17 protein-coding genes and 3 pseudogenes are annotated in these 20,723 nt (G+C 59.8%); 4 read left to right on the top strand and 16 right to left on the bottom strand.

All coding sequences use genetic code 11. The annotated features are described in order from the left end of the window. Position 1: 1 nt before the first annotated feature. From BIWAKO_RS32185 to BIWAKO_RS32175, 3 genes are all read right to left on the bottom strand, one after another. A complete protein-coding gene (locus BIWAKO_RS32185) occupies positions 2–1,447 on the bottom strand; it encodes a lipopolysaccharide biosynthesis protein (RefSeq protein WP_069883073.1) in 1,446 nt (481 codons plus the stop codon). Positions 1,448–1,538: 91 nt separating this feature from the next. After that, entirely contained in the window at positions 1,539–3,497 is a 1,959-nt protein-coding gene (locus tag BIWAKO_RS32180; protein ID WP_069883367.1) for a hydrolase, read from the bottom strand. 494 nt (positions 3,498–3,991) lie between these two features. Further along, positions 3,992–5,197 carry a glycosyltransferase gene (locus tag BIWAKO_RS32175; protein ID WP_244523711.1) on the bottom strand — a complete coding sequence of 402 codons (1,206 nt, stop codon included), beginning with the start codon at positions 5,195–5,197 and terminating at the stop codon, positions 3,992–3,994. Positions 5,198–5,342: 145 nt separating this feature from the next. Here BIWAKO_RS32175 and BIWAKO_RS32170 point away from each other — a divergent pair, with 145 nt between their 5' ends. Beyond that, complete coding sequence (locus BIWAKO_RS32170; RefSeq protein ID WP_176733489.1) at positions 5,343–6,365, top strand: glycosyltransferase family 2 protein; 1,023 nt, start codon at positions 5,343–5,345, stop codon at positions 6,363–6,365. 359 nt (positions 6,366–6,724) lie between these two features. On the opposite strand, the gene BIWAKO_RS32165 is transcribed toward BIWAKO_RS32170, so the two are convergent. The 4 genes from BIWAKO_RS32165 to BIWAKO_RS35720 all read right to left on the bottom strand — a co-directional run bounded on the left by BIWAKO_RS32165 (position 6,725) and on the right by BIWAKO_RS35720 (position 9,589). After that, positions 6,725–7,959, bottom strand: a protein-coding gene (locus tag BIWAKO_RS32165; protein WP_371332331.1) for an IS3 family transposase whose coding sequence is annotated in 2 segments (ribosomal slippage) — positions 6,725–7,689 and positions 7,689–7,959 — 1,236 coding nt in all. Because the reading frame shifts where the segments join, the coding sequence is not laid out codon by codon here. A 50-nt stretch (positions 7,960–8,009) separates the two neighbouring features. After that, entirely contained in the window at positions 8,010–8,483 is a 474-nt protein-coding gene (locus BIWAKO_RS32155) for a metallophosphoesterase (protein WP_069883071.1), read from the bottom strand. Beyond that, complete coding sequence (locus BIWAKO_RS32150) at positions 8,468–9,115, bottom strand: HAD family hydrolase (RefSeq protein ID WP_084652418.1); 648 nt, start codon at positions 9,113–9,115, stop codon at positions 8,468–8,470. The genes BIWAKO_RS32155 and BIWAKO_RS32150 overlap by 16 nt, the downstream gene beginning before the upstream one ends. A gap of 9 nt (positions 9,116–9,124) precedes the next feature. After that, positions 9,125–9,589: a hypothetical protein gene (locus BIWAKO_RS35720; protein ID WP_141740441.1), complete on the bottom strand. Its 465-nt coding sequence runs from the start codon at positions 9,587–9,589 to the stop codon at positions 9,125–9,127. A gap of 613 nt (positions 9,590–10,202) precedes the next feature. Here BIWAKO_RS35720 and BIWAKO_RS32135 point away from each other — a divergent pair. Beyond that, entirely contained in the window at positions 10,203–10,445 is a 243-nt protein-coding gene (locus BIWAKO_RS32135; protein ID WP_069883067.1) for a helix-turn-helix domain-containing protein, read from the top strand. A 1,239-nt stretch (positions 10,446–11,684) separates the two neighbouring features. On the opposite strand, the gene BIWAKO_RS32130 is transcribed toward BIWAKO_RS32135, so the two are convergent. The 4 genes and pseudogenes from BIWAKO_RS32130 to BIWAKO_RS32120 form a co-directional block, all read right to left on the bottom strand. Beyond that, the gene (locus BIWAKO_RS32130) at positions 11,685–12,542 is read right to left on the bottom strand and encodes an SDR family NAD(P)-dependent oxidoreductase (RefSeq protein WP_069883066.1); all 858 of its coding nucleotides are present in this window, start codon (positions 12,540–12,542) and stop codon (positions 11,685–11,687) included. A 271-nt stretch (positions 12,543–12,813) separates the two neighbouring features. Next, a pseudogene (locus BIWAKO_RS36440) lies at positions 12,814–12,984 on the bottom strand (SOS response-associated peptidase); the annotation flags it as partial. Further along, positions 12,985–13,577: pseudogene (locus BIWAKO_RS32125) on the bottom strand (transposase); the annotation flags it as partial. It abuts the pseudogene before it with no gap. Positions 13,578–13,671: 94 nt separating this feature from the next. Continuing rightward, positions 13,672–14,169 (bottom strand): hypothetical protein, encoded by a 498-nt coding sequence (locus tag BIWAKO_RS32120; RefSeq protein ID WP_069883065.1) that lies wholly within the window; start codon positions 14,167–14,169, stop codon positions 13,672–13,674. A gap of 352 nt (positions 14,170–14,521) precedes the next feature. Between BIWAKO_RS32120 and BIWAKO_RS32115 the strand changes: the two genes are divergently transcribed. Beyond that, positions 14,522–14,800 carry a hypothetical protein gene (locus tag BIWAKO_RS32115; RefSeq protein ID WP_069883064.1) on the top strand — a complete coding sequence of 93 codons (279 nt, stop codon included), beginning with the start codon at positions 14,522–14,524 and terminating at the stop codon, positions 14,798–14,800. A 769-nt stretch (positions 14,801–15,569) separates the two neighbouring features. Here the strand turns inward: BIWAKO_RS32115 and BIWAKO_RS32110 are convergent. From BIWAKO_RS32110 to BIWAKO_RS32105, 3 genes and pseudogenes are all read right to left on the bottom strand, one after another. Next, on the bottom strand, positions 15,570–17,807 hold the full coding sequence (locus BIWAKO_RS32110) for a calcium-binding protein (protein ID WP_069883063.1): 2,238 nt from the start codon (positions 17,805–17,807) through the stop codon (positions 15,570–15,572). A gap of 279 nt (positions 17,808–18,086) precedes the next feature. After that, positions 18,087–18,299: pseudogene (locus BIWAKO_RS37485) on the bottom strand (DUF6766 family protein); the annotation flags it as partial. 128 nt (positions 18,300–18,427) lie between these two features. Next, positions 18,428–18,682 (bottom strand): hypothetical protein, encoded by a 255-nt coding sequence (locus tag BIWAKO_RS32105; RefSeq protein ID WP_141740440.1) that lies wholly within the window; start codon positions 18,680–18,682, stop codon positions 18,428–18,430. 374 nt (positions 18,683–19,056) lie between these two features. Here BIWAKO_RS32105 and BIWAKO_RS32100 point away from each other — a divergent pair, with 374 nt between their 5' ends. Further along, the gene (locus BIWAKO_RS32100) at positions 19,057–19,239 is read left to right on the top strand and encodes a DUF3606 domain-containing protein (protein ID WP_069883061.1); all 183 of its coding nucleotides are present in this window, start codon (positions 19,057–19,059) and stop codon (positions 19,237–19,239) included. 413 nt (positions 19,240–19,652) lie between these two features. Here BIWAKO_RS32100 and BIWAKO_RS35715 read toward each other — a convergent pair whose 3' ends face one another. Both BIWAKO_RS35715 and BIWAKO_RS32090 read right to left on the bottom strand, forming a co-directional pair. Then, complete coding sequence (locus tag BIWAKO_RS35715) at positions 19,653–19,931, bottom strand: hypothetical protein (RefSeq protein WP_141740439.1); 279 nt, start codon at positions 19,929–19,931, stop codon at positions 19,653–19,655. A 74-nt stretch (positions 19,932–20,005) separates the two neighbouring features. Beyond that, complete coding sequence (locus tag BIWAKO_RS32090) at positions 20,006–20,431, bottom strand: DUF1236 domain-containing protein (protein ID WP_069883059.1); 426 nt, start codon at positions 20,429–20,431, stop codon at positions 20,006–20,008. Between the last annotated feature and the right edge of the window lie 292 nt (positions 20,432–20,723).

Genomic DNA, 20,723 nt, shown 5'->3' with positions numbered 1-20,723 from the left:
GCTAATGGCGCCACCACCGGTCGACGAGTTCAAGGCGTCCAGGGTCGAGGACGAGCCACAAGCCCGAACAGGCAAGCACCCCGCCATACAGCACAGCCCCGGTTACGGCGACGAGGGCGAGCTCCGGGATGGCAGCGACCTTTCCCGCAAGCTCGGCTCTCAGGGCGACGACGCCGATGCACATCGCGGCTCCCGCCGCCCCGACCTTCCAGAGATTGAGAAGCTGCTTGCCGATACCGATTGAGATCAGCCTGCGCGCCTGGATGACGAGTGCAAACGCGATCACGACGGCCGCAAGCAGCCGACCCTGCGCGACGCCTGTCGCTCCCCCATAACAGAAGCCAAGCACGACGAGAGATGAGCGAACGACGAGGTCGAAAAGATTAAGCCGAAAGATGAATTCTGGCCGCCCCATCGCAAGGGCCAGTGAGTACAGAGTCTGGAAGTAGGGGGTGGCGACAACCGAGAGCGATAGCAACCTTAGAAAGTCCGCGGCGGCCTGCCATTTGGCGCCGAGCAGGATTGCAACGAGCAGATCCGCAGTCAGCGCAATTCCGAGGCAGCACGGGATGGAGATCAGCATGCTGAAGCGGGCAGCTTTGAGGAATGCCGAGCGGAGCCGCTCGTCGTCGCCATGGATGCGCGAAAAGGCTGCCATGATCGGCTGAAGCGCAGGTCCGATGAGGCTCTGCGTCGGGATGACCGAGAGGTCGTTGGCGACGGAATACCGGCCCAGCACCTCCTTGGTGGCCAGCGCACCCAACAGGATGCGATCAAACTGCCAGTTTATGGCTGACATGAGCTGTGAGCCCGTGAACCAGCCCGCGAAACCTGCGAAATCCGTCCACCGACTGAGCGAGAACTTCGGGCGATACGGTGCCAGTAGATAGGAGCCGATGCCCGCCGCAACTGGAGAGGCGACGAAATTGACCACCAGCGCCCAATAGGAGCCGCCCAGATAAAGTGCCGCCATCGCAAGGCAGAACGCCACGATCTTGCCGGTGATCTCAAGAAGAAAAATGCGCCGGAAGCCGAGGTCGCGGATAAAGTGGATAAGGCCCGGACTGGCCAGTCCGCGCATAATGGGCGCGATTGCGAGCGCCAGTACGACAGGAATGAGGTGGCTGTCATTGTTAATCTGCGAGAATGGCCAGGCGGCAGCAATGACCACCACCGCAACGAGCATCCCGCGGATGAGGGCAAGCGTGAAGCCGGTATCCAGATGGCTCTCGTCGATCTGTTTCAAGCGAACCAACGCCTGAGTAACGGGCACTTCCAGGACCATATCGATGATCGCGACAAGGGCCATGGCGAGTGCGACCAGCCCGAAATCTGCCGGCGTCAACGCGCGAGCCATCACGAGAAGCGTGAAGAAGTCGATCAGCCGTCCCACTAAGCGCGAGCCCACCAGCCAGCCCGCGCCCGTAAATGCCCTTAGCGCCAACATGCCAATGCTTCCTCAGTCCATGCGCGGACGCCTTGGCTGGGTTGCTGGAAGAGTTTGACAGGGCGGGCGCGATACGTCGCGCAGATGCGTTTCAATGGCGGATCCACGATGAGAAACCGCGCAGAGCATGGAAGGTTTCGATGCTGCCGAGGAGTGCGGCGCGCGAACGCGGAAACTCGCGTGCGACTGCCCCTTCCCGCCAGAGTTGGGTGTTGATCGAAGACAGCTGAGACAACACGCCGGTCTGAGGGGCGGTTCGATCACCGACCATGCCCGGCCGCCCGAAATCCACCGAACGCGTGCCGATCGCCAGCGCCTGCAGATCGGCCGGGGCGGGCCTGACGATCGCCCGCTTGAGCTGGGCCCAGGCCCGCGGGGCGTCTGCGATCACCGTCATGCCGCCAGAAAGGGAATCGATATAGTCGAGCACCCCGATCAGCCTTGGATTGACCGCTTCCTTCGCCACCGAACCGTAGCCGATGTCACCGGCATTGGAACTGACCGCACCGGCATCGTCGGCGAACGTTTTCACCGAAGGTATGCGCGGCTCGAACAGGCTCTCGATCAGGTGCCAGTAACGCAAGACAGTCGAGCGCACGTCGAACGAGCTGTAGCAATTTCGTTCGACCGCGAGGCCTGCCACCCGGGGGAAGTGATCCTCGTCGAAGTTTTTGTAATTGCAGCGTGCGAACTGGATGGTTTCGAACGAGCGCTCGGGAATACCGGCCGAAAGTAACCGCTGGGTGCTCCCGTAAAGTCCCGTGTCGCAGAGGATGATCCGCTCCGCGCTCCCGCACATATCTGCGAGGTGGCGCCGGAAGAGTCCATCCTGGACTGCGACATCCGCCACTACACCCTGGCCCGCCGCGCTATCTAGAAGCGTATAGAACTGGTCGCCCCGAAAGCGCTGCGACCACGCTGGCGGCAGCTCATGCGCCCGCCCGGCCAGCACCTGAGCGACATCGGCGAAGCTGCCGGCACCGAATTCGCGCCCGAGCTCGTCAAGCGCCGCGGGACTGCGCGCCATCATGGCAGCTCGTGCTGCAACCAGGCGGGAGACGGCCAGGTTCTCGCGGGGCAAGGCGAGCGGCAGGCCCAGGCGTGAAAGAACGCGCTCGAAAGCCTCCCGGATTCCCAGGCCTCCGCGGGCGCAGAACAGCAAGACCGCATTGCCCTTCCTCTGGGCCTCGTCGGCATAGAGCCAGATCGCCAGACAAAACTCGGCAACGATTGGCCCGAGAACCTCCCGGCCGAATGCGGTCGGGTCCGCGGTCGTGCCGGCGCGGATCCGACCCGCAAGGTCCCGTTTCCGGGCGCGGTGTCCAAGTTCGGCCACGCCGCCATGCGCACGGGTCAGATACCGCCGCAGCTCCGCGCGCGGCACGTACAATGTTTGCATTCCCATCATCGAGGGGATGCGATGGTCTGCCGCTTCGTCGTCGCCGATGTGCAAGATTCGTCCGGCCTGGACGGCCTCTTCGCGCATGACCAGATCGAAAAGATCACCACGTCGCTTGGTGGTTGCCATGTCGGCGCTCGAATAAACACGATCGACCAGATCGGCTCCGTGGAACGCGGTGATGAGAGTCTCTAGTGCGGCGGTAGGCAAGGCGATGTCGCTGACAGCGACGACACGTTTGCCGCCGCTCCTGCAGCGGCGCAGAGCGTCGGCCAAAGCGAGGTTGGGGCGCAGCGATTGCCGCTCGATCTCGATCTCGATCGCCACTCGTGCCGCCACGAACGAGTTAGGCAGACCGAGAATGGCGAGCTGGCGCCGAATGATGTCGACCAATCTCACTTCCCCACCGCCTGCCATATCCAGAGAGCGATAGGCGAGACGTTGGGCTTCAAGGCGAGCCGCCACCAGCAAGGTCGCCGAAACCGAATGACCGGCGCGCTCTAGCACAAGGGCGAAGAGCTGCTCGGCCGCCATAATGCGCGAGCGCTCCGACCGGTGCGTCCGCAACAACAGGGTATCGAAGACGTCCGTCGAGACGAGGTCAACATCTTCGAACAATTCGGCGTTATAGCGCCCGATCTGGCCCTGCATCTGCGCTCCCATGCGAGCGAGTCTGCAGTGTGTCCCAATGCCGACCGATAGATCGGTGTGTGGACGCACGAACCCGCTCCGATGAGGTCAGCAGGAAACATGCCATCTCGTGTTATTGCGACGTTTGCGCCGTCTTGAGCCGATCACTCGATAAGCCCGAATCCGGCAAGGCAGCACCGAAACTGTCGATGTCATCGAGTTGCTCGTCGGGCGGCAGCGGGGAACTCGTGTCCTCAGTGGCCGCTGCCCGCGCCGCGCGATGAAAGCACTAGCGCGTCAGCGATTAGAGTGCTGCGTGGAGGCCGCAGAGGCTTTGCGATCGCAGATAGCTGATTGCAATCTACGTCAGCCGACTGACGAGCGTCACGCTAGCGAATGGGGTTGAAGCTCCCCCAATTGATTGCGCTGACCCAATCGTTACATTCTGGCACCAGCGTTAAATACTATTAGATTCCTTCAGACTAGCGGTCAAACTTAGAGATCATACGGCTGACCTACCGCCCGAGTAAGGCAAACTGAAGATCTCGACCAAGCGAACGCCAACGATTATGGCCGCCATGTACGGATCTATAGCTTCCAGTTTTGACGCACCGATAAATTTTCCCAAACGAAGAAATTTTCGATTGCGAATTGTATATATATCGCCTCATCGTCAATTGATTAAGAGCTCGTTCAAGATACAATTTACTTTTATCTCTATCAAAAAGCGGAAATTCGTAGCCCACTTCTTCGGGGATGTTGCATACGATTTCCAACATCTTTGCGGTAGAAGCGATGTAGAAATCTGTATCGCGCCTTATATCACGGTCAAACCTTTTTCGATTTTTACTTCGACTACCAAATGTATTGCTTTCATGCTGCCTGTATTTAACGAGAGGCTCGGCGAGCTCGGCGGTGGAGCCGACCATCTGCGCCAGGAACATAATCCAGCGATCGTGGGCGATCATCTCAGTGGGAACGATGTAGTCGATGAACCTGTCATTGATGTCGGCAACTCTGAGCAGCTCTCGACGATAAACGATCGAGAACCCAAAGAAAGTTAGCCATGGGTCGTAGCTGAGCGGCTGCCTTATGCCGGACCTGCGGATTCCCTGTCGAAAATCACCGATCTTGTTTGCGTTCCTGTCCACGGTGATTGCTGTATGGACGATCATCGATATGCTCGGGTCGGCAAAGAATTTCGAGCATTTTTCCAGTTTTTCGGCATCCCACACATCATCCTGATCGCAAAAGGCGATGAAATCGCCCCTGGCGATAAGGGAAGCCCGCAAGAAGTTGTCCCTAAACCCGAGCGGCTTTGCGTTTCGCAGTATCTTCGTCTCGATGCCGCAGCCCGCAGCGAGGCGTTCGACGATCTCGAGGGTTGCGTCGCTGGATGCGTCATCAGAAACGATGATCTCCAGCGGGCGGAATGTTTGCCCTATGATGCTTTGAAGCTGTTCTTCGACATATTTAGCCCCGTTGTAGGTCGCCATGACGACCGATACGGATTTGCATTCTACCGGCATATCCGACACCTCCCGACTGCATGCGCAGTATTCCCTCGGCATCGCGGCCACGCTGGCACCAGCCGTAACCCGGGCTACCCAGGCAGAAGGAGAAGCAATTGCCGTGCTAGGATACGGCCGAAGTCCTGCCGGGCTACAGTCCGCGCCGTATTCCGCCGGCGCGCGCGATAGCAAAAGGGGACTGCTGGGCATCTGGCGCGCCCGCGCCGGCTTGGCGTGCGCGTATCAGAACAGCCTGCAAGAAGGGCGGCGCCAGCGGGCCCTCGGGGCGCTCGCGATTTGCTGTATGTCGGGAGGTGCTTCATAGTGTTGCACTGCAAAAATGGAGCAACCTGACGTGAATAGGCGAGCCTCGCGCAAGCCGTTGGTGGTCGCCGAAAGCGAGCCGCGCTTCACGGAAACGGCTCCGTTCAGGCTCGCAGTCATTATTACCTGCTGGAACTATGCGGAGTTCGTGGGGCGAGCCATTGAAAGCGTCTTGTCCCAGAACGTTCCGCACTGCGAGTTGATTGTTATCGATGACGGATCGGTCGACGACAGCTGGAACGTCATCCTGAGCAAGGGAGTTCGCGCCTACCAAATCGAGAACTCCGGCCAGAGGCGCGCCTGCGCATTCGCCCTGGAGAAGACGAGTTCTCCCTTCATATTGTTCCTCGACGCCGACGACGAGCTTTGCCCCAATTCGATAGACGAACTCATAAGCAGCCTCGATAATTCGATCGCGAAGATTCAATACCCACTGATCAAGATCGACTCGGCCGGCAAACATATTGGAGACGCGTTTCCGAAATTGGGCGATTGGAGGGATTGCGACAAGATTCAGGAGCAAATTTTACGCAACGGAGTTTATACGACGCCTCCGACGTCGGGGAATGTATTTAGGCGAGACCTCTGCAGCCTTATTGAAGACGCCGATTATGATACCGCAGTCGATGGAATCATTTTGTTTGCGGCTCCTTTTTTTGGCGACATCTTGAGCATTTCCAAACCACTGGGGCTTTATCGCATTCATGGAAGAAATGACTCAGGGTTCAATAGCGCAATAGATCGAGATAAAATTGAGCGCGGACTCAATAGGTATATACATCGACTAGATCATTTGAATGAACTTCTAGCAATCAGGGGTGAAACAAAATTTGTTGACAAAGATTCAACTCTATTCGTACTCCAACAAAGAATATTTTTGAACGTAATATTAGAAAAGAGAATCGAATTCCATAATATAGCTTTGTTAGTCAGAAAATTAATTTTCCACGACCATAGCAAGCTCAAATCTGTTGCAATATCTATATTTTTCTTGTTATTATATACTCTCCCGCCAAAATATTCCACAGCCCTTCTCATGTATCGATATCGCTAACGCTCAACACCGTTTGCAGCTGGTAGATTTGCCGGATTGCGAGCGTAGCGGTATCGAAATACCATAATTGTCGTGATACGCACCTCGCAGCGGGGAAGAGACGATCCGCATCGCATTCGAAGATCGGAGCCTGGCGCCCGCCTTCCTCGGACATTTCGGCGGGATGCTCGTCGACAAGAATGAACTCGAGAATGCTATGGCCGGCGACGCCGCAGCCGAGGACGCTTACAATCGCCTCGCCCGCGAGTATCCGGATTGAGCGACCGGCGCGATCATCCGACAACGCCGGACGGCAGGTATTTCATGGTCGCCGACAGGGTGTGGCGATCAACGAATCCCGGCCTTTCGGCCGCGCGCCGTCATGAGCTTGTCGCCGAACTCATGGATGCTCGCCGTGCTGTGAAGGACGCCAAGTGGTCTGCCCCCATTGGGTGGCCCGGTTTCAGTCTAATGCATGGTCGGCTTTGCGGCCATGTCTGAGATGGATTTGGCGGCGGCATAATGGCGGCCGGTACCGGAGCCCTGTATCCGAGCGATGAGTGGGGCCGCACGGTGTTGTAGTGCTTTCGCCAGCTTTCGATGACGGCTTTTGCCTCGGCGAGGCTGTAGAAGATCTCGCCGTTGAGGAGCTCGTCGCGAAGCTTGGAGTTGAAGCTCTCGCAATAGCCGTTCTCCCAAGGCGAGCCTGGCTCGATGAAGGCCGTCTTCGCGCCGACCGCTGTGATCCACTCCCGCACCGCTTTGGCGGCGAACTCGGGACCATTGTCCGAACGAACATTCCCCGGCACGCCGCGCAGGACGAAGAGGTCCGACAAGACGTCAATGACATCGGTGGACTTGAGCTTCCGGTCTATCCGGATCGCGATGCATTCCCGGGTAAACTCGTCGATCACGTTCAACATGCGGAACTTGCGGCCATCGTGGGTGCGATCCTCCACAAAGTCGTAGGACCAGACATGGTTGGGACACTCCGGTCGTAGCCGAACGCAGGATCCATCGTTCAACCATAAGCGGCCCTTCTTCGGTTGCTTTGCAGGGACCTTGAGCCCTTCGCGCCGCCAGATCCTCTCGACACGTTTGACGTTCACGGCCCAGCCTGACGAACGCAGCATCGCTGCGATCCGGCGATAGCCATAGCGGCCATACTGGGTCGCAAGCTCGACGATGTCGGCTGTCAGCGCTGCCTCGTCGCTCCGTCCCACCGGCACCCTGCGTTGCGTAGACCGATGCTGCCCCAGGACCCGGCACGCCAGCCGCTCCGACACGCCAAACTTCATGATGGCGTGGTCGATGCAGCGTCGGCGGCGGGAGGGGCTCAGAAGTTTCCCGAGGCAGCCTCCTTGAGAATGAGCTTCTCAAGCGTCAGATCCGAGACAGCCTTCCGTAGCCGCTCGTTTTCCTTCTCCAGATCCTTGAGCCGTTTCACCTGGTCGGACTTCAGGCCGCCAAACTCCTTGCGCCAACGGTAATAGGTGAACGCCGTCACACTGATCGTTCGGATCGCTTCCGCGACTGGGCGCCCCTGGGACAACAGCACGTCGACCTGACGTAGCTTCGCGACGATCTCTTCAGGCTTATGTTTCTTCTGCGGCATCACGGGCATCCTCCAAAGGCTCGAAAGCCTACTTCAGGGAGGGCCACTTTTCAGGGGGCAGACCAAGCGTGCCATGGCATGAAGCGACTGAAGTGTCCGCTTTCCTCGCGGTAGCGGATCAGGCGATGGTCATTCAGTTCCTGGCCAGCCGTGATCATCGAGGGTTTGGGAGTTCCGAGCAGTCGATAGTCGGTCCAAAGCGTGCAACCAATGAAGCGGACGCCATTGATGATGACCGCTCGTCGATGCAAAAAGTGAATGCCGGCGTTGTCAGCGACCCTTGCGGCCTCGGCCAGGTTCGACTTCATCTCGCTGCGGTAAAACTCGTGGTTTCCTGCGACGTAGACGACGGGGCGCCCCATTAGGGGACCGGCCTCCCTCTGGCGGGCCATCCACTCGATCGCGCCGACAATAGGCTGACCAATGTCGCCAGCAAAAACGGCCACATTGAATTCTGGCATGGGCGTCGGGAACTCAAACGACCCGAATTCCAGATGAAGGTCCGAGATCACGAGTAGACGCATTCGCGCACCCGCTCGAGTAACTGATGAATCTCAGGCGACTGCACTTCCTCAGCGGATATCCGGCGCTCTTCACATCCGTTCACAGCTGCTTCGAAGGCGTCGATAGTCATGGCGTGCATGCCGACGGCCCTCGGCCCCAGGATATCCGCCTCTGGGGTGTCACCGATGAACAAGATCTGCTCGGCGCGAAGGCCGAGTTCCTCGCGAACGCAATGAAAGATTTCTGGCTGTGGCTTGATGAAGCCGACCTCAAACGAAAGGACGAGCGCATCAGGAATGCCTGGGAGGATAGCTAGCAGCGGTTCAGCATAAGGCTGGGCTAGATTCGAGCAGACTCCGATGCGCAAGTCCGCCCGTCGGAGCGCTGCCCAAAACACCGCCATTCCGGGGCGAAGCTGGATGGAAGCACGCTCGGCATCAAGATCGAGTTCCAGTTCCTGCAAACGCGCCTCGCCGATGACGATGGCGAGTTCTTTGGCAACCTCTCGAAGGCTCAAGGGGCGGGTCAGAACGTCGACCGCACGGTGATCCGTCCCCCTTTCATTCATCAGTTGTCCGAATGGACGGCGCTTATCTACGATTTCTAGAAGCGTCCCGAACGCATCGAAACAGATTGCTCGGATTTCCGACATCAGGACCCGTCACTCCCACTTCAAGTTATGGTCGGTGTAGGGAGTGAAATCGCGATCGACGTCATTTGGACCGGGGCCGCCCTGAGTGAGGCCCATGAGATACCGACGGACATTCATGATGTCCTCGACGCTACCCTCCTTCATGAGGCTCAAGGGCGTCTGACCTTGATACGGTTGTCCCGTGATTGGACCACGGAGCCAGAGTGGCTCGTCCTCGGAGGTATAAAGATATCCTGCAGCCTCAGCCGCTCCGACGACGGCAGCAATCCGTTCCCCCGTATCGCTGCTCATGACCAACGCCTCATTGGTCTGATTGATCGCGATCCAGCGTCTCAACTGCCCAACGGAACCGCACCGCAGAATCCGAACCTGATCATCCTCCGACAGTTGCCAACGATCGGCGACCCGTAAAAAATCTCCAAGGCTCGGACGGCGTATTTGTCGCCACTCCTCAAAGCTGCGTGGCGCGCGCATGATCACCTTTCCGACTTCACGGGAAACGAGATTTCGTTTGGCGAAATCAGTTCAACTTCCTTACGCCCTAGCGCAAATTCGATACGCTGCTTCATGTCAGCCGCCTCCGATTACCGATCTGGGGGGGTGCATCCGGCTCATGCACCGCGTCAGCTCGGCGTTTTGCTTTCTGAGGATAGCGATCTGCGTTTCAAGTTGTGAGATTCTAGATTCTCGTTCGCCGCCGATTTGGAGGGCTTCGAGCCCCACCCAGTGGGTGACAAAGTCGACCACGGGAAGATCCCCTGCCAATACGACCTTCGCTTGGGTGCGCTCCGTCCGAACATTGCCGCGAACGAACACGGGACACTGACCGTGAACCGCGCACCACCGATCGAACGCCGACTGCCAAGCATCGCGAATGCGCACGTCCCCCCATGCTCGCACGTTTAGGTCGAAAAGATGCCGATCGCCCGGAACGCGTGCTATCCAAACTTCGAGGCTGAGGTCCGGGAACCTGGGCGCCTTTCGGACGAAGACCTTCACTGCGTTGCTTTCGCGTTGAAACCACTGACACCACTTTACATACTATAGTAGATAAACTCAAAGGACGAAAATCCCGATTGTCCCGCGCATGGACATGCGCAAACTGGTGGGACGAAATTTCGCCCGCATCCGTCGAGAAAAGGGGCTGACCCAAGAGGACGTTGAGCGGCTCTCTGGGTTTAGTCAGCAGTATCTCAGCGGCTTGGAGAGCGGGCTGCGCAATCCCACGATTGGAACGTTGTCGGAGCTCGCAAATGCTCTCGATGTGAGTTTTCTCGATCTGGTAAAGCCGGAATCTGCCGAGGGCGGCGTCGTGATCTCAAACAATTGACGTTCTGTAGATTCGGCCCCCCGACGAACCGGAGGCGGCGCAGATGTGCAACCCAAACTAGCTGTGCCGCTAGGAGCGTGCTGTGGCAGCGCCAAACGAATACGTCAAAAGAGCAAAAAATCGGATGGAACGCCGCATAGAACATAGAAATAAAAAGCTGGCGGATGTGCTAGCGGCCGAACCGTCCGTTACGGACGGCCAGCGGTCATACTGTTTAGGCCTAACGCGCGAGGTCTGAAGAAATTAGCGGCCCTGACGGGGCAGCAACTGCATTTCCGGAGCCAATCAAGTCGCTCGAACAGTGCCAATCCAAAATGCTCTGCTTCAGAGACCTCGTAAAGCGTCCCGCGTAGGCCGCCAGGCGGCATATTCAGACAGTGGTCGAACCACCCTTCGCCGATCAAAGGTCTAACCTGGCATGCGAAGTGCCGACCCAGCCTTATTCCGTATGGGAAAAGCGGCATAAGTGAATCGGAATATGCCGAAATCCAAACCTTTGAGAATTAATACGAAATTTTATGATCCGGTATTATTAGTGCGGCTCGACGACTGGCTGCTCATAGCCTGCTGAGTTCGGCTCCCGAATGAGAATCGAGGCATAGTGTTGCCGCGATTGTAGGAAAAGTTCCGCAATCATGATTGGACGCTCGGTCACGCCGGGCGTCCTTTTTTTTAAGTTCGAGCGGCGAACGTGCGCGGGCACGGGGTATTCGAAGCGGATGGTGGCTAGTTGTAAATCGAGGCATAGTATTCCCGCGGTTGCAGGCTGAATTCCGCAATCCGCCATTCGACGCCGGGCGTCGCCTTGATTCCGGGCATGTTAGGAAGCCCGGTTTCGCCGGCAGCGGGCAATCCAATTGACAGTCGGCCAGAGTGCCGTTTCAGCAAAAAAATGGTTTAGGAATGCGAATCGCCGCTGTCGAGCTGCTAGCTTGTTGCCCGGCGTCCCTCCCCTCCGATTAGAAAGCGGTCCGTGTGGAACCAACGTGATCTGCTCTCGATGACCGCACGAGGTAGCGATGGGCACGCTGATCTCTGGGAACCGATGGTTGGATGGGAGTGACGGAAGGCCTCGAGCGTGATGGATCGAAATCGACGAAGAGCTCCATGACGAGGAACTCCGCTATCTCCGCACTGTCATGCTGCTAAGACGCCGAGCTGCTGACCCTGCGGCTGACGGCGCACGATCGGTTTCGTGCGTGATTGGCGCACCTCAAGCGTGCCGGATCACGCGAGGCTTCATTCGCCCAGCTCCTTCTTCACGAACGCTTCGAACCGATCCTTCCAAGCCGGGTTCCATCGCGAGAGGGCTGGCCGGTTCTCGGTCATGTCCTCTGCAGCCCAGCGGATGCGAGCCGCATCGAGTTCGGGCGTGACCATACCGTCGGGACAGATCACATAGAAATCGCCCCCCTCGACCGACTCGATCATTCGCTCAACGACCTGATCGGCGGTCCACGTACCCGCGGGTTGCTTGCCGTCGGGGGCATTAGTCAGGCCCGTATAGGTCCAGCCAGGAACAAGCAGGTGTGCGCTCACGGGCTTGCCGGTTTCCAGAAGACCGTGAGCGAGTTGCTCGGTCAGCGTTTTTACACCCGCTTTCGATACCGCGTAGGCCGGGAACCCCGGCGGATTGGTGATGCCCTGCTTCGATCCGGTGTTGATGATCGCCGCGCGAGTGCCTTGTTCAAGCATCGCCGCGGTAAAGGCATGCACGCCATTGACGACGCCCCAAAGGTTCACCTCCAGGATTCGACGCCAGGCGTCGAGACCATTCCAGTTGTCGCTCCCCTCCCCACCGATCGCGGCGTTGTTCATGAGCACATTGACCTCGCCAAAGGCTTGGAAAGCCGCACCCCGGAGACGCTCGACGTCCGCGAACTGCCCCACATCCCCGGCGATGGTCTTCGTCTCCGCCGCCAGTGAACCGGCGACCTCGGCCAACCTGGCTGCATCCTTGTCGAACAGGACGATGCGCATGCCGATCCCAGAAAATCGCTCGGCAGCGGCGCGTCCGATGCCGCTGGCAGCCCCGGTGATGACAGCCACCTTCCCAGGAGCGAATGGCGTTTCCAATGCAATCTGGTTTCTATCCATGTCTCGGGACCTCTCGTCATTAGCGGTTTGGACCAGGAGTTTAAGGAGCCGAAGCAGCGACCGATGCGCGCCGACGCCCGGCGACGGCTATTCACCGATCCCGACCGCTGGATACGCGATCATTTCATCCCCCCTGCCCTCTTGGAAGCCGAATGCGAAGGCGCCCGCCTGCCGGAACCTGGAAGGGCGCGGCCAATCAGAACTCGACCGCGTGGCAGGCGAAGAAACGGCGAAAGTTATGGGCCGTTTCTTCGGAGATCCATCCCATTCAGTGGGCGCTTGAGGTATTGTGGACGTTGGTCGTGCCGCTATCGGGTTCCATACGCAGGAGCTGGTCGAAATCGACCTCCTTGCCCTTGGCGCGCAGCTTGTCAGCCCTCTTGGTTGCCGCATCGAGCTGCGCCTTTCGGGATGACGGCATCCCCCAGCGCACCATCGCCAGGATATGGCGCTGTAGCTGCGCGCCGGACGGGCAGCGATAGACGTCCTGCTCGGGTAGATTGACGAAGTCCTGTTTGCCGAACCGCCCCTCGGCCTTGGCGCCGGAGGTCAGCGGCTTGGGCAGATAGGGCGTCACGCCCAAGGCCTCCCTGGAACGGATCTCCTCGCCGGAGAAGTAACCGTGGTCGGCCAGCGCATCGAGCTTTTCCACGCCCATGGCGTCTTTGGGCTTGGCGACCATGGTTGCGAGCTGTTCGCGGTCGCTGCCGACCATGACCACGTCGTAGGTGGCGATGAGGTGATGTTCGGCTTCCACCGCGGACTGGACGTTGTAGCCTACGATCCCGCTGCCGCGGCCGCTGGGTGGCCATCGAGCGAGCGTCCGGATCGGTCAGCGAGACCTGCCCGTCCGGCGCCACGTCGACCCGTGCCTCCATCGCCTGGAGCACCTTCATCTGCTCGCGCAGCCTCTCGACCTTATCCGTCAGCCGTTCCGAACGTGCTTCGGCGGCCTCGCCCTCCTCGCGGTCGGCCGTTTCGAGGTCGCAAAGGTAGCCGGCGATCTTGCTCCAGACGCTTCTGGAGCTTGTTCGGATTTCGCAAATCAGAGGCTTCGCTGGCTGCTCCGTCCCGCCAAACACCACGAATTTACAGGCGTGATCGCAAATATCCCGCCTGAATCAGGGGGTTATTTGCGCGATGCAGTGACCTCGCAGGCGCCGAAGGAATAGGTCGGATACAGCCGGACCGAGATGTTCTGCGCTGCGATCAACCCTTCCCAACGCCCGGTCATCCGCGCTTGGTTGAAAGGGGGGTCAAGAACCTGGGCATCAAGGGGTCGGATCGCGAGGACCCCGATTGCAGCCGAGCAGATCTTTCGTGCCAAGATGAAAAGCGGTTCGGGCCCGCCGTTGATTGCGTCGAAATTGATTTGGACGCTGGCAAGATTGCCACGCTCATCCGGGCGGAGCCAGATCTCCACGTTCTGTGGCGGGTCGAGAACCCTGCAATTGTCCGCTTGATGACCACAGTCCGTCCGAGAAGAGAGGCTGACACCTTGCTGCCTCACAAGGGAGCTGAGCAGGGCTGCGAACACGGGGCGCGAGATCGGCTCCTCCTGGCTCGCAACCGAAGCGACATAAGCCAGCACAAGACCAACACCAGCGAAGGCTCCTTTGAAGGCCATTGTGAGCTCTCCTTTGGGCGCAGTGACCGCGCCCGTTTTTCACCCTTCGCAAGTCTGGCTGTGGCTCATCAAGAAATTAGGGCGGCCCGACCCGCTCAGCCGAGCGAGGTTTTTGGCAGGCCTCATGGCCTCACCGGCGGCGAACTTAAGCTTGGCCCACCGAAATGCGCGGCCGAGCCCAGTTCCTCACCGTCGGCGGGCGCAAGCTCAGTTCAAAATGATCCAGGCTGCGCGCCCGAATGCGAGTTCGCCTGGCCGTACTTCCGGTAGGAGGTTTGGAGGCGGAATTTTGGAACTGTTCAAAAAACCCGAAGTTAAAGGAGTTCCCACAGGCAATATATGGAGCCTACCCATGAAGAAGTTCTTGATATTGGCCCCCTTGGCCTTCCTCGTCGCCCCGTTGGCCACGGCCCCGGCAAGTGCTGAGACCGTGGTCATTAAGGAGCGGCGGCACGTCGACGCGGGGCAGCACCGCGGCTGGCGAAACGGCCATGGCCACGGTGCGAGAAAGGTCGTCGTTCGGAGCGAGATGGGCGACGCGCGCGGTGCCACCCGGGTGACGAAAAAGGTCACGCATACCAATGAATATGGCGACCGGGTTACCAAGAAGGTCACGCGTGAGATCAATTGATCGCAAGGAATAAAGGGGCGGCTGGCCGGCCGCCCTTTACCTTGCCAGTTCAACTTTTTCCTCTGCATAGGGCGGACAAGCTCGCTACTCGCGTGGAGGAGCTTTCTCGATATTATCATCGGCGGGTTCGATTAGCGCCTTTGGTGGCAGCACTCACCGGACGGTCGAGAGCAGGTTGGCATCACGCTGCCATTTGGGCAGCTGTGCATCTGCGCGACCAGTTGTGGCACTTCGACGGAAGAAGGTGACGGTCACGATGGTTGAGCGCCTCGCCATACGACAGGCTCGCCTCCGGCCATTGACCTCTCGAGACCAACGCCGCAGGGCCTAAAGCTACAGTGTGCCGTTTGAGACACGGAAGGTGGTTGTTCATATCTAACCTCCGGGTTCCTCCTTGTTGCTCCCTTCCAATCGCGCAAGCCTAGTCTTCCGCGTGAAGGAGTTGCTTTTGGAAGCGCCGTCAAAATCATCCGACGAGACAATGACGCGTTGTCATGAGGTGCTGATCCGGGCGGCGATTGTCGTTGTAATCGCTGCTGCTAGCGTGCTGCCACTCATCAGGTGAGTGCCGGGGCGGCATCATCTGCGACCTAGGCCGCAGCTCCAAGGGCGGGACTTTTCGAACTTTATCCGGTTCCCGGAGTCGCTCGACGGCATGCAGACCCTGGTCAAAAAAGAACGCGAGGCTACTTTGATGCCATGGTTGGCCGCAAAGCTCGACAAGCATAGCGCGCCCCCGGCCCAACCGGGTCGGTTGCGCCCCAGCCCGCTAGATGAATAGCGGGTCGGCCGAGAACGGCGCGGGCGCCGGGCCGAACAGGAAATCATCCTGATCGAGAAACACCTCCTGCCCGAAACTCTCGAAGATCGTGATCTGTCCGCGCTCTGAGGTGATCGTCGTCTGGAAGTCCTCGTTGACGATCGACAGGTCGGAGAACTGCAGGCCGCTGCCGCGCAGGTCGAACAGATCCGAACCATCCTCGAAGCCGGAGACCGTGTCGCCAAAGAAGCTGCCTTCCGTGCTCCAGCGCCCGGTTCCGCTGTAGACGAACAGATCCTGCGCATTGTCCAGCTCGAAACCGAACTCGTCGCGTCCGGCTTCCATCTGGTCGTCGGCCGCACCGCTGATCAGCCGATCCGAGCCGCCTCCCCCGTTCATGCCCGAGCCGACCGCGCCGGCGTGCAATTCGTCATTGCCGGCATCGCCCTGCAAGCTATTGTCGAAATTACTAAAGGAGGTGTCGCTTCCGAACAGGACGTCATCGCCTTCGCCGCCCGAGGCGACACCGCCGCCATCGCTGGTCGCCAGCGTCAGCCGGTCGTTGCCGGCGTCACCGAACAGATTGTCGAAGCCGCCCGGGCCGCCATCGAGGATATCGTCACCGGCGCCGCCGTGGACTTCATCATCGCCGGCAAGTGCCGTGACCTGGTCATTGCCGCCCGCAGCGAAGATGCGATCGTCGCCTGGCGTACCGGTGATGACGTCATCGCCATTCGTGCCCGCTATGACGAAATCGGTGCCGGTGAAATCGCCGGTGGTGAAGTTCTGAAGGCCAGCGAACTCGACGGTGAAGTCGTTGGCATCGAGCAGGCCGTCATCGTTGGTGTCGGCGACCAGGAAGGTGTTGCCGGCGCGTTGGATATATCCGAGCTGCGTCAGCTCATCGCCCCCGCTCGGCAGGGCGGCACCGATCCGCGGGTTGGCGTTGATCGCCCCGACCCAGGCGAACTCGTCCCCCGAGAGCCGGAGCACATCGCCATCGGCCAGACCGGCGCGCTGGAAATCGGCGACGAAATCGCGAACCGAAAAACTCGAGTCCGGCTGGAAGGCTCCGGCATTGAAGTTGAACTGGTCGTTGCCTGCGCCGCCTTCGATGCGGTCGGCGCCTTCTTCGCCTTCCAGCTCGTCGGCACCCGCTCCGCCGCTCAACTGATCATTGCCGCGGCCGCCGAACAATTCATCGGCGCCGGCGTCGCCGAACATCGCATCGGCGCCGTCGCCGCCGAACATGTCGTCATCGCCGATGCCGCCCGAAAGCGTGTCGGCGCCGTCATCGCCGTCGACATTGTCGTCGCCCGCGCCGCCGGACACCGTATCGTTGCCATCGCCGCCGGCGAGCGTGCCGTCATCGCCGGCGCCGCCGTCGATCGTGTCATTGCCGGCATCGCCGGTCAGGAAGTCGCGGCCGTCGCCGCCATTGATCGTGTCGGCGCCATTCCCACCCTGGATGAAGTCGATGCCGTCATTGCCGTTGAGCGTATCGGCGCCGTTGCCGCCTTCGATGTTATCATCGCCGGCGCGGCCATTGATCGTGTCGTTGCCGCCCAGGCCCAGGATGGTGTCATTGCCCTGGGTGCCGTTCAGCGTATCGGCCCCATTGGTGCCGGCGATCACGAAGAGCGTGCTGCCGAAATCCGACTGGACCAGGTTGAGCTGGCCGTTGAGGCGGATCGTCAGGTCGCCCGCATCGTAGCTGCCATTGTCGTTGGTGTCCGCCAGTACGAAGGTGTTGCCGCCGTTGAATGCGAACGAGACCGCCGCCAGGCCGTCGCCGCTCGTTCCGATCGCACTGCCGAGCGTGGGCATAGCGTTGAGCTGGCCACCGAAACTGAAGCGCGTCGCAGGACTGAAGGCGTCGAACTCCAGGGTGTCACCGACGGCATTTCCGGCGCCCTGGAAATCGGTCACGATATCGGTCAAGGCCGAGGTGGAGGTTCCGCCGAACGGATCCCACTCGAACTTGTCATTGCCGGCACCGCCGGTCAGCGTGTCGGCGCCCGCGATCTCGAAATTGGAGTCGCCCGCCAGCGTGTCATTGCCGGCGCCGCCTTGCAGCGTGTCTGCGCCGCCGCCACCGGCCAGTTGATCGTCACCGCCGCCGCCTTCGAGCGTATCATTGCCGCCGAAGCCGAGGAGGAAATCATTTCCCGCCAAACCGCGGATGAAGTCGGCCTGTTCCGTGCCGAATAGGGTGTCGTCATCGGGCGTGCCGTCGATATTCGCCATGATCCTGCTCCGAAATGGTGGAAATGCCCCCCGGAGCCCCTGGTTTTCTTGGCAGGCGGTCTCGAATGATCGTGTTAGGTCGAGCCGGTGTCTTCCGGCCACATTGGAAGGGGGATTCTCCGCACCCCCAAAACGGCGCTGTTTATCTCAAGCTTTCGCGCGCGAAGCTGACAGGTCCTGTCAGCGTAACGTTAGGTTCGCGTGCGTAGCATGAGCGGTTCGACTGGCAGTATGGGACGGGAGGCGAAGCAGCTGGAGCTCGTGGAAACGGGGACCCTATCAATTGCCGGTTTCAAAGTTTGCAGCAGCGACAGGCTTCGACTCAGGTGAGCCTCGATGACGAAGGAAGATCCACAACACCACCAGAATGGCGGTCGACAAGAATTCTGACTGTCAGTTTTGGAAGGATTCGAACCAGAGCCGAGGCTCACCACGCCGGACCGCTTCCTCGTTAGCGGCTGAACAGCCCATGGATAGCCCAGCCCGAAAACTCGTTTGCATGTCGACGTAAAGATGAAGGCAGGTGCTTCCGAGTGGACCAATGTGCGGCCATTTACGCGGTCCCGTAGATCTTAGTGGCCTGCGCTAAAGCGGCTGCGATGCCCGCGCGCGGCCCGCGATCACCTCGCGGCCATAAACCCCAAAACCAACCCCGCGGCCGCAGCCCAGCCTATCGCACGAATTGGGCGCGCTCGGATTTCATCTTCGATCATCTGCTGGAATTCACTGACCCGCTCTGTTGCGACCGCCGCCACGCGGTCAGGATCCACGCCCATGGATTGTAAGGTAGCGGAGACATGATCGACCTCGTCCTTGAGGGCGTCGGCATGTTCTGACATTTCTTTGAAGCTCGACGAATGGATTTGATTTGCCATCGGGGTTGTCTCCGGGAATAGAACCCTCGTTCAACTCGGCGAGTCGACGCCATGTTCCGAGGTGATCAGGCGTTGCGATTTTCTTTGTTCAGCTGGGAGTTCGCGGCCCGGAGAAGGTCGCATAGCGACCGGCTTGGCCCCACCCTGGGTGCGCATAAGAGCATTTGCGGCACCAATCGATTCCGCTCGCGTGCACGCCGGAAGGGGCTACCGCTCGTCGCGAAATTGGGCCGGCAGGCCAATGAAACGCCACTGGCTTGCGGTCATCTGGCCCATCAAGCGAGAAGAGGTCGGCCTAGCGGCGCGAGGGGATGTTCAACGCGAGGAACTTCGGTTCGTGATCGAGGTTCAGTGGGAACTCCAGGGAGGTTCCCATGCCGGACGATCTCAATAAGCGAGGTGCGCAGGACCGCTCTCGCATCAATTTGAATGAGCCCCACGAGGTGAAATACTGGACGCAAAAGTGGGGCGTCAGCATCGAGCAATTGAAGGCGGCTGTAGAAAAAGCCGGCCCGAGTTCGGCCGCGGTCGCCATGGTGTTGGGGAAACCGGACTAGCCCATCGCCACATACGATTCTGAATCCCAGGCGCGGGCCGCAATTCCCGTCATATTTCACCGACCGCAGCGCCTAGAGGCCGCGCGCCGCACCCGCTGGACATCGGCACTATCAGCGTCCGACGGCACGGCAGTAGTGCCCTGGATCAAAGCCATTTTGAATTGATCCTCCGCATCCATCCCGCGCAAGGCCGCGTTCCCAGCATCCAGGCAATACCCCCCATTTGAACCCGTATTTCTGCGGCTTGCGGATAGGGTCGTCAGTCCTGCCACGGGGCCGGCTTGTGTAATCGATGGCGTCACGGAGCAGAAGCTCAGCATGGCCGCTGCCACGAAGACGAACTTTCGCATCGGTTCCTCCTCATGACCAAGAGCGGGCTTTGGAAAGTCCACACCCGCTGCATGCGCCAGGCGTCAGTCGCAGATGCGCATCCGGCGCTCGACAAGCTCGCCGTAGCGATTGACCCGACGCTTTATGACAATGCGGCAATCGTCATCGTCGTCGTCGATAACAGTGGGGCCTCGGAAGCCGCGCCGTTCCCCAGCAAAGGGGTAGCCACGGGGCTCGTGATAGCGCGGACCATCATAGCCCGGCCGGTCGATACCGAACTCTAACTGGACCTGCGCTTGCGCCGGAGCGCTGACGGCGGTGGTAGCCGCAACAGCAGCGGCGATCAGGATTGGCCGTAACATGGCGTTGTCTCCTTGCTGATCAGGGTGAACCTGATCGAAAGGAGCCCACCCTCTCAGGGGTGGGCTCCCGTTGATCATTCGATGATCTGAACGATCTTGCGCGTCTTCGGCTCGACCAGGACGGTCTGGTCGTTGACCACGGTGTAGCGATACTCGGTCTTGCCGTAGCGAGCCGGAACCTCGCGATAGGTGACCGTGTCGGGCAGCGTCGCGCCGACGACCACCTTCTCGCGATAGGCCACCGATGGCACCTTCTGCTCCCTCACATAGGTGCGGAACTCAGTGCGCTGGTCGGCCGTTATGCCGCCGATAATCGCGCCCGCAGCGGCGCCGCCGACTGCACCCACCGCTGCCCCCGCAGGTCCGCCGACGATCGCGCCGCCGACAGCACCTGTGGCCGCGCCGCTCGCGGCGCCACCGGCGGCGCCAGAGTTCGACTGCGAGAACGCCGTCGCCGGAACGATGGCGAGCGCGGCGAAAAGAACAAGATTCTTGATCATAGTTCTTCTCCCTTGATGGCCCCCGCCGCAAAGCTAAACGGCTCGCCAGATCGCCTGTTCCATGAATAATCGTTCATAATGAAGGAGTTAGCGTGTAGCTGCGCATGTAGGCTTGCTTACGGTTGTGCCGCCGCCGCATTGATTCTCGTTGTGCCAGCGGACCGCTGCGATCACCCGAACCATGAGTCTGGCAAGCCCGCGCTTCTTGGTGCCTGGGCGAATATCGTCCCGGCAGTTCCATTCTCGCGGGCCTGATCCTGAAAGGAACGAAAGTGGTGGGGCGCCGTTTTCT

This window comes from Bosea sp. BIWAKO-01, from assembly GCF_001748145.1.
Lineage (GTDB): Bacteria > Pseudomonadota > Alphaproteobacteria > Rhizobiales > Beijerinckiaceae > Allobosea.
Note: the sequence above shows the minus strand (reverse complement) of the source record. Positions and strands in the feature narration are given on the sequence as shown.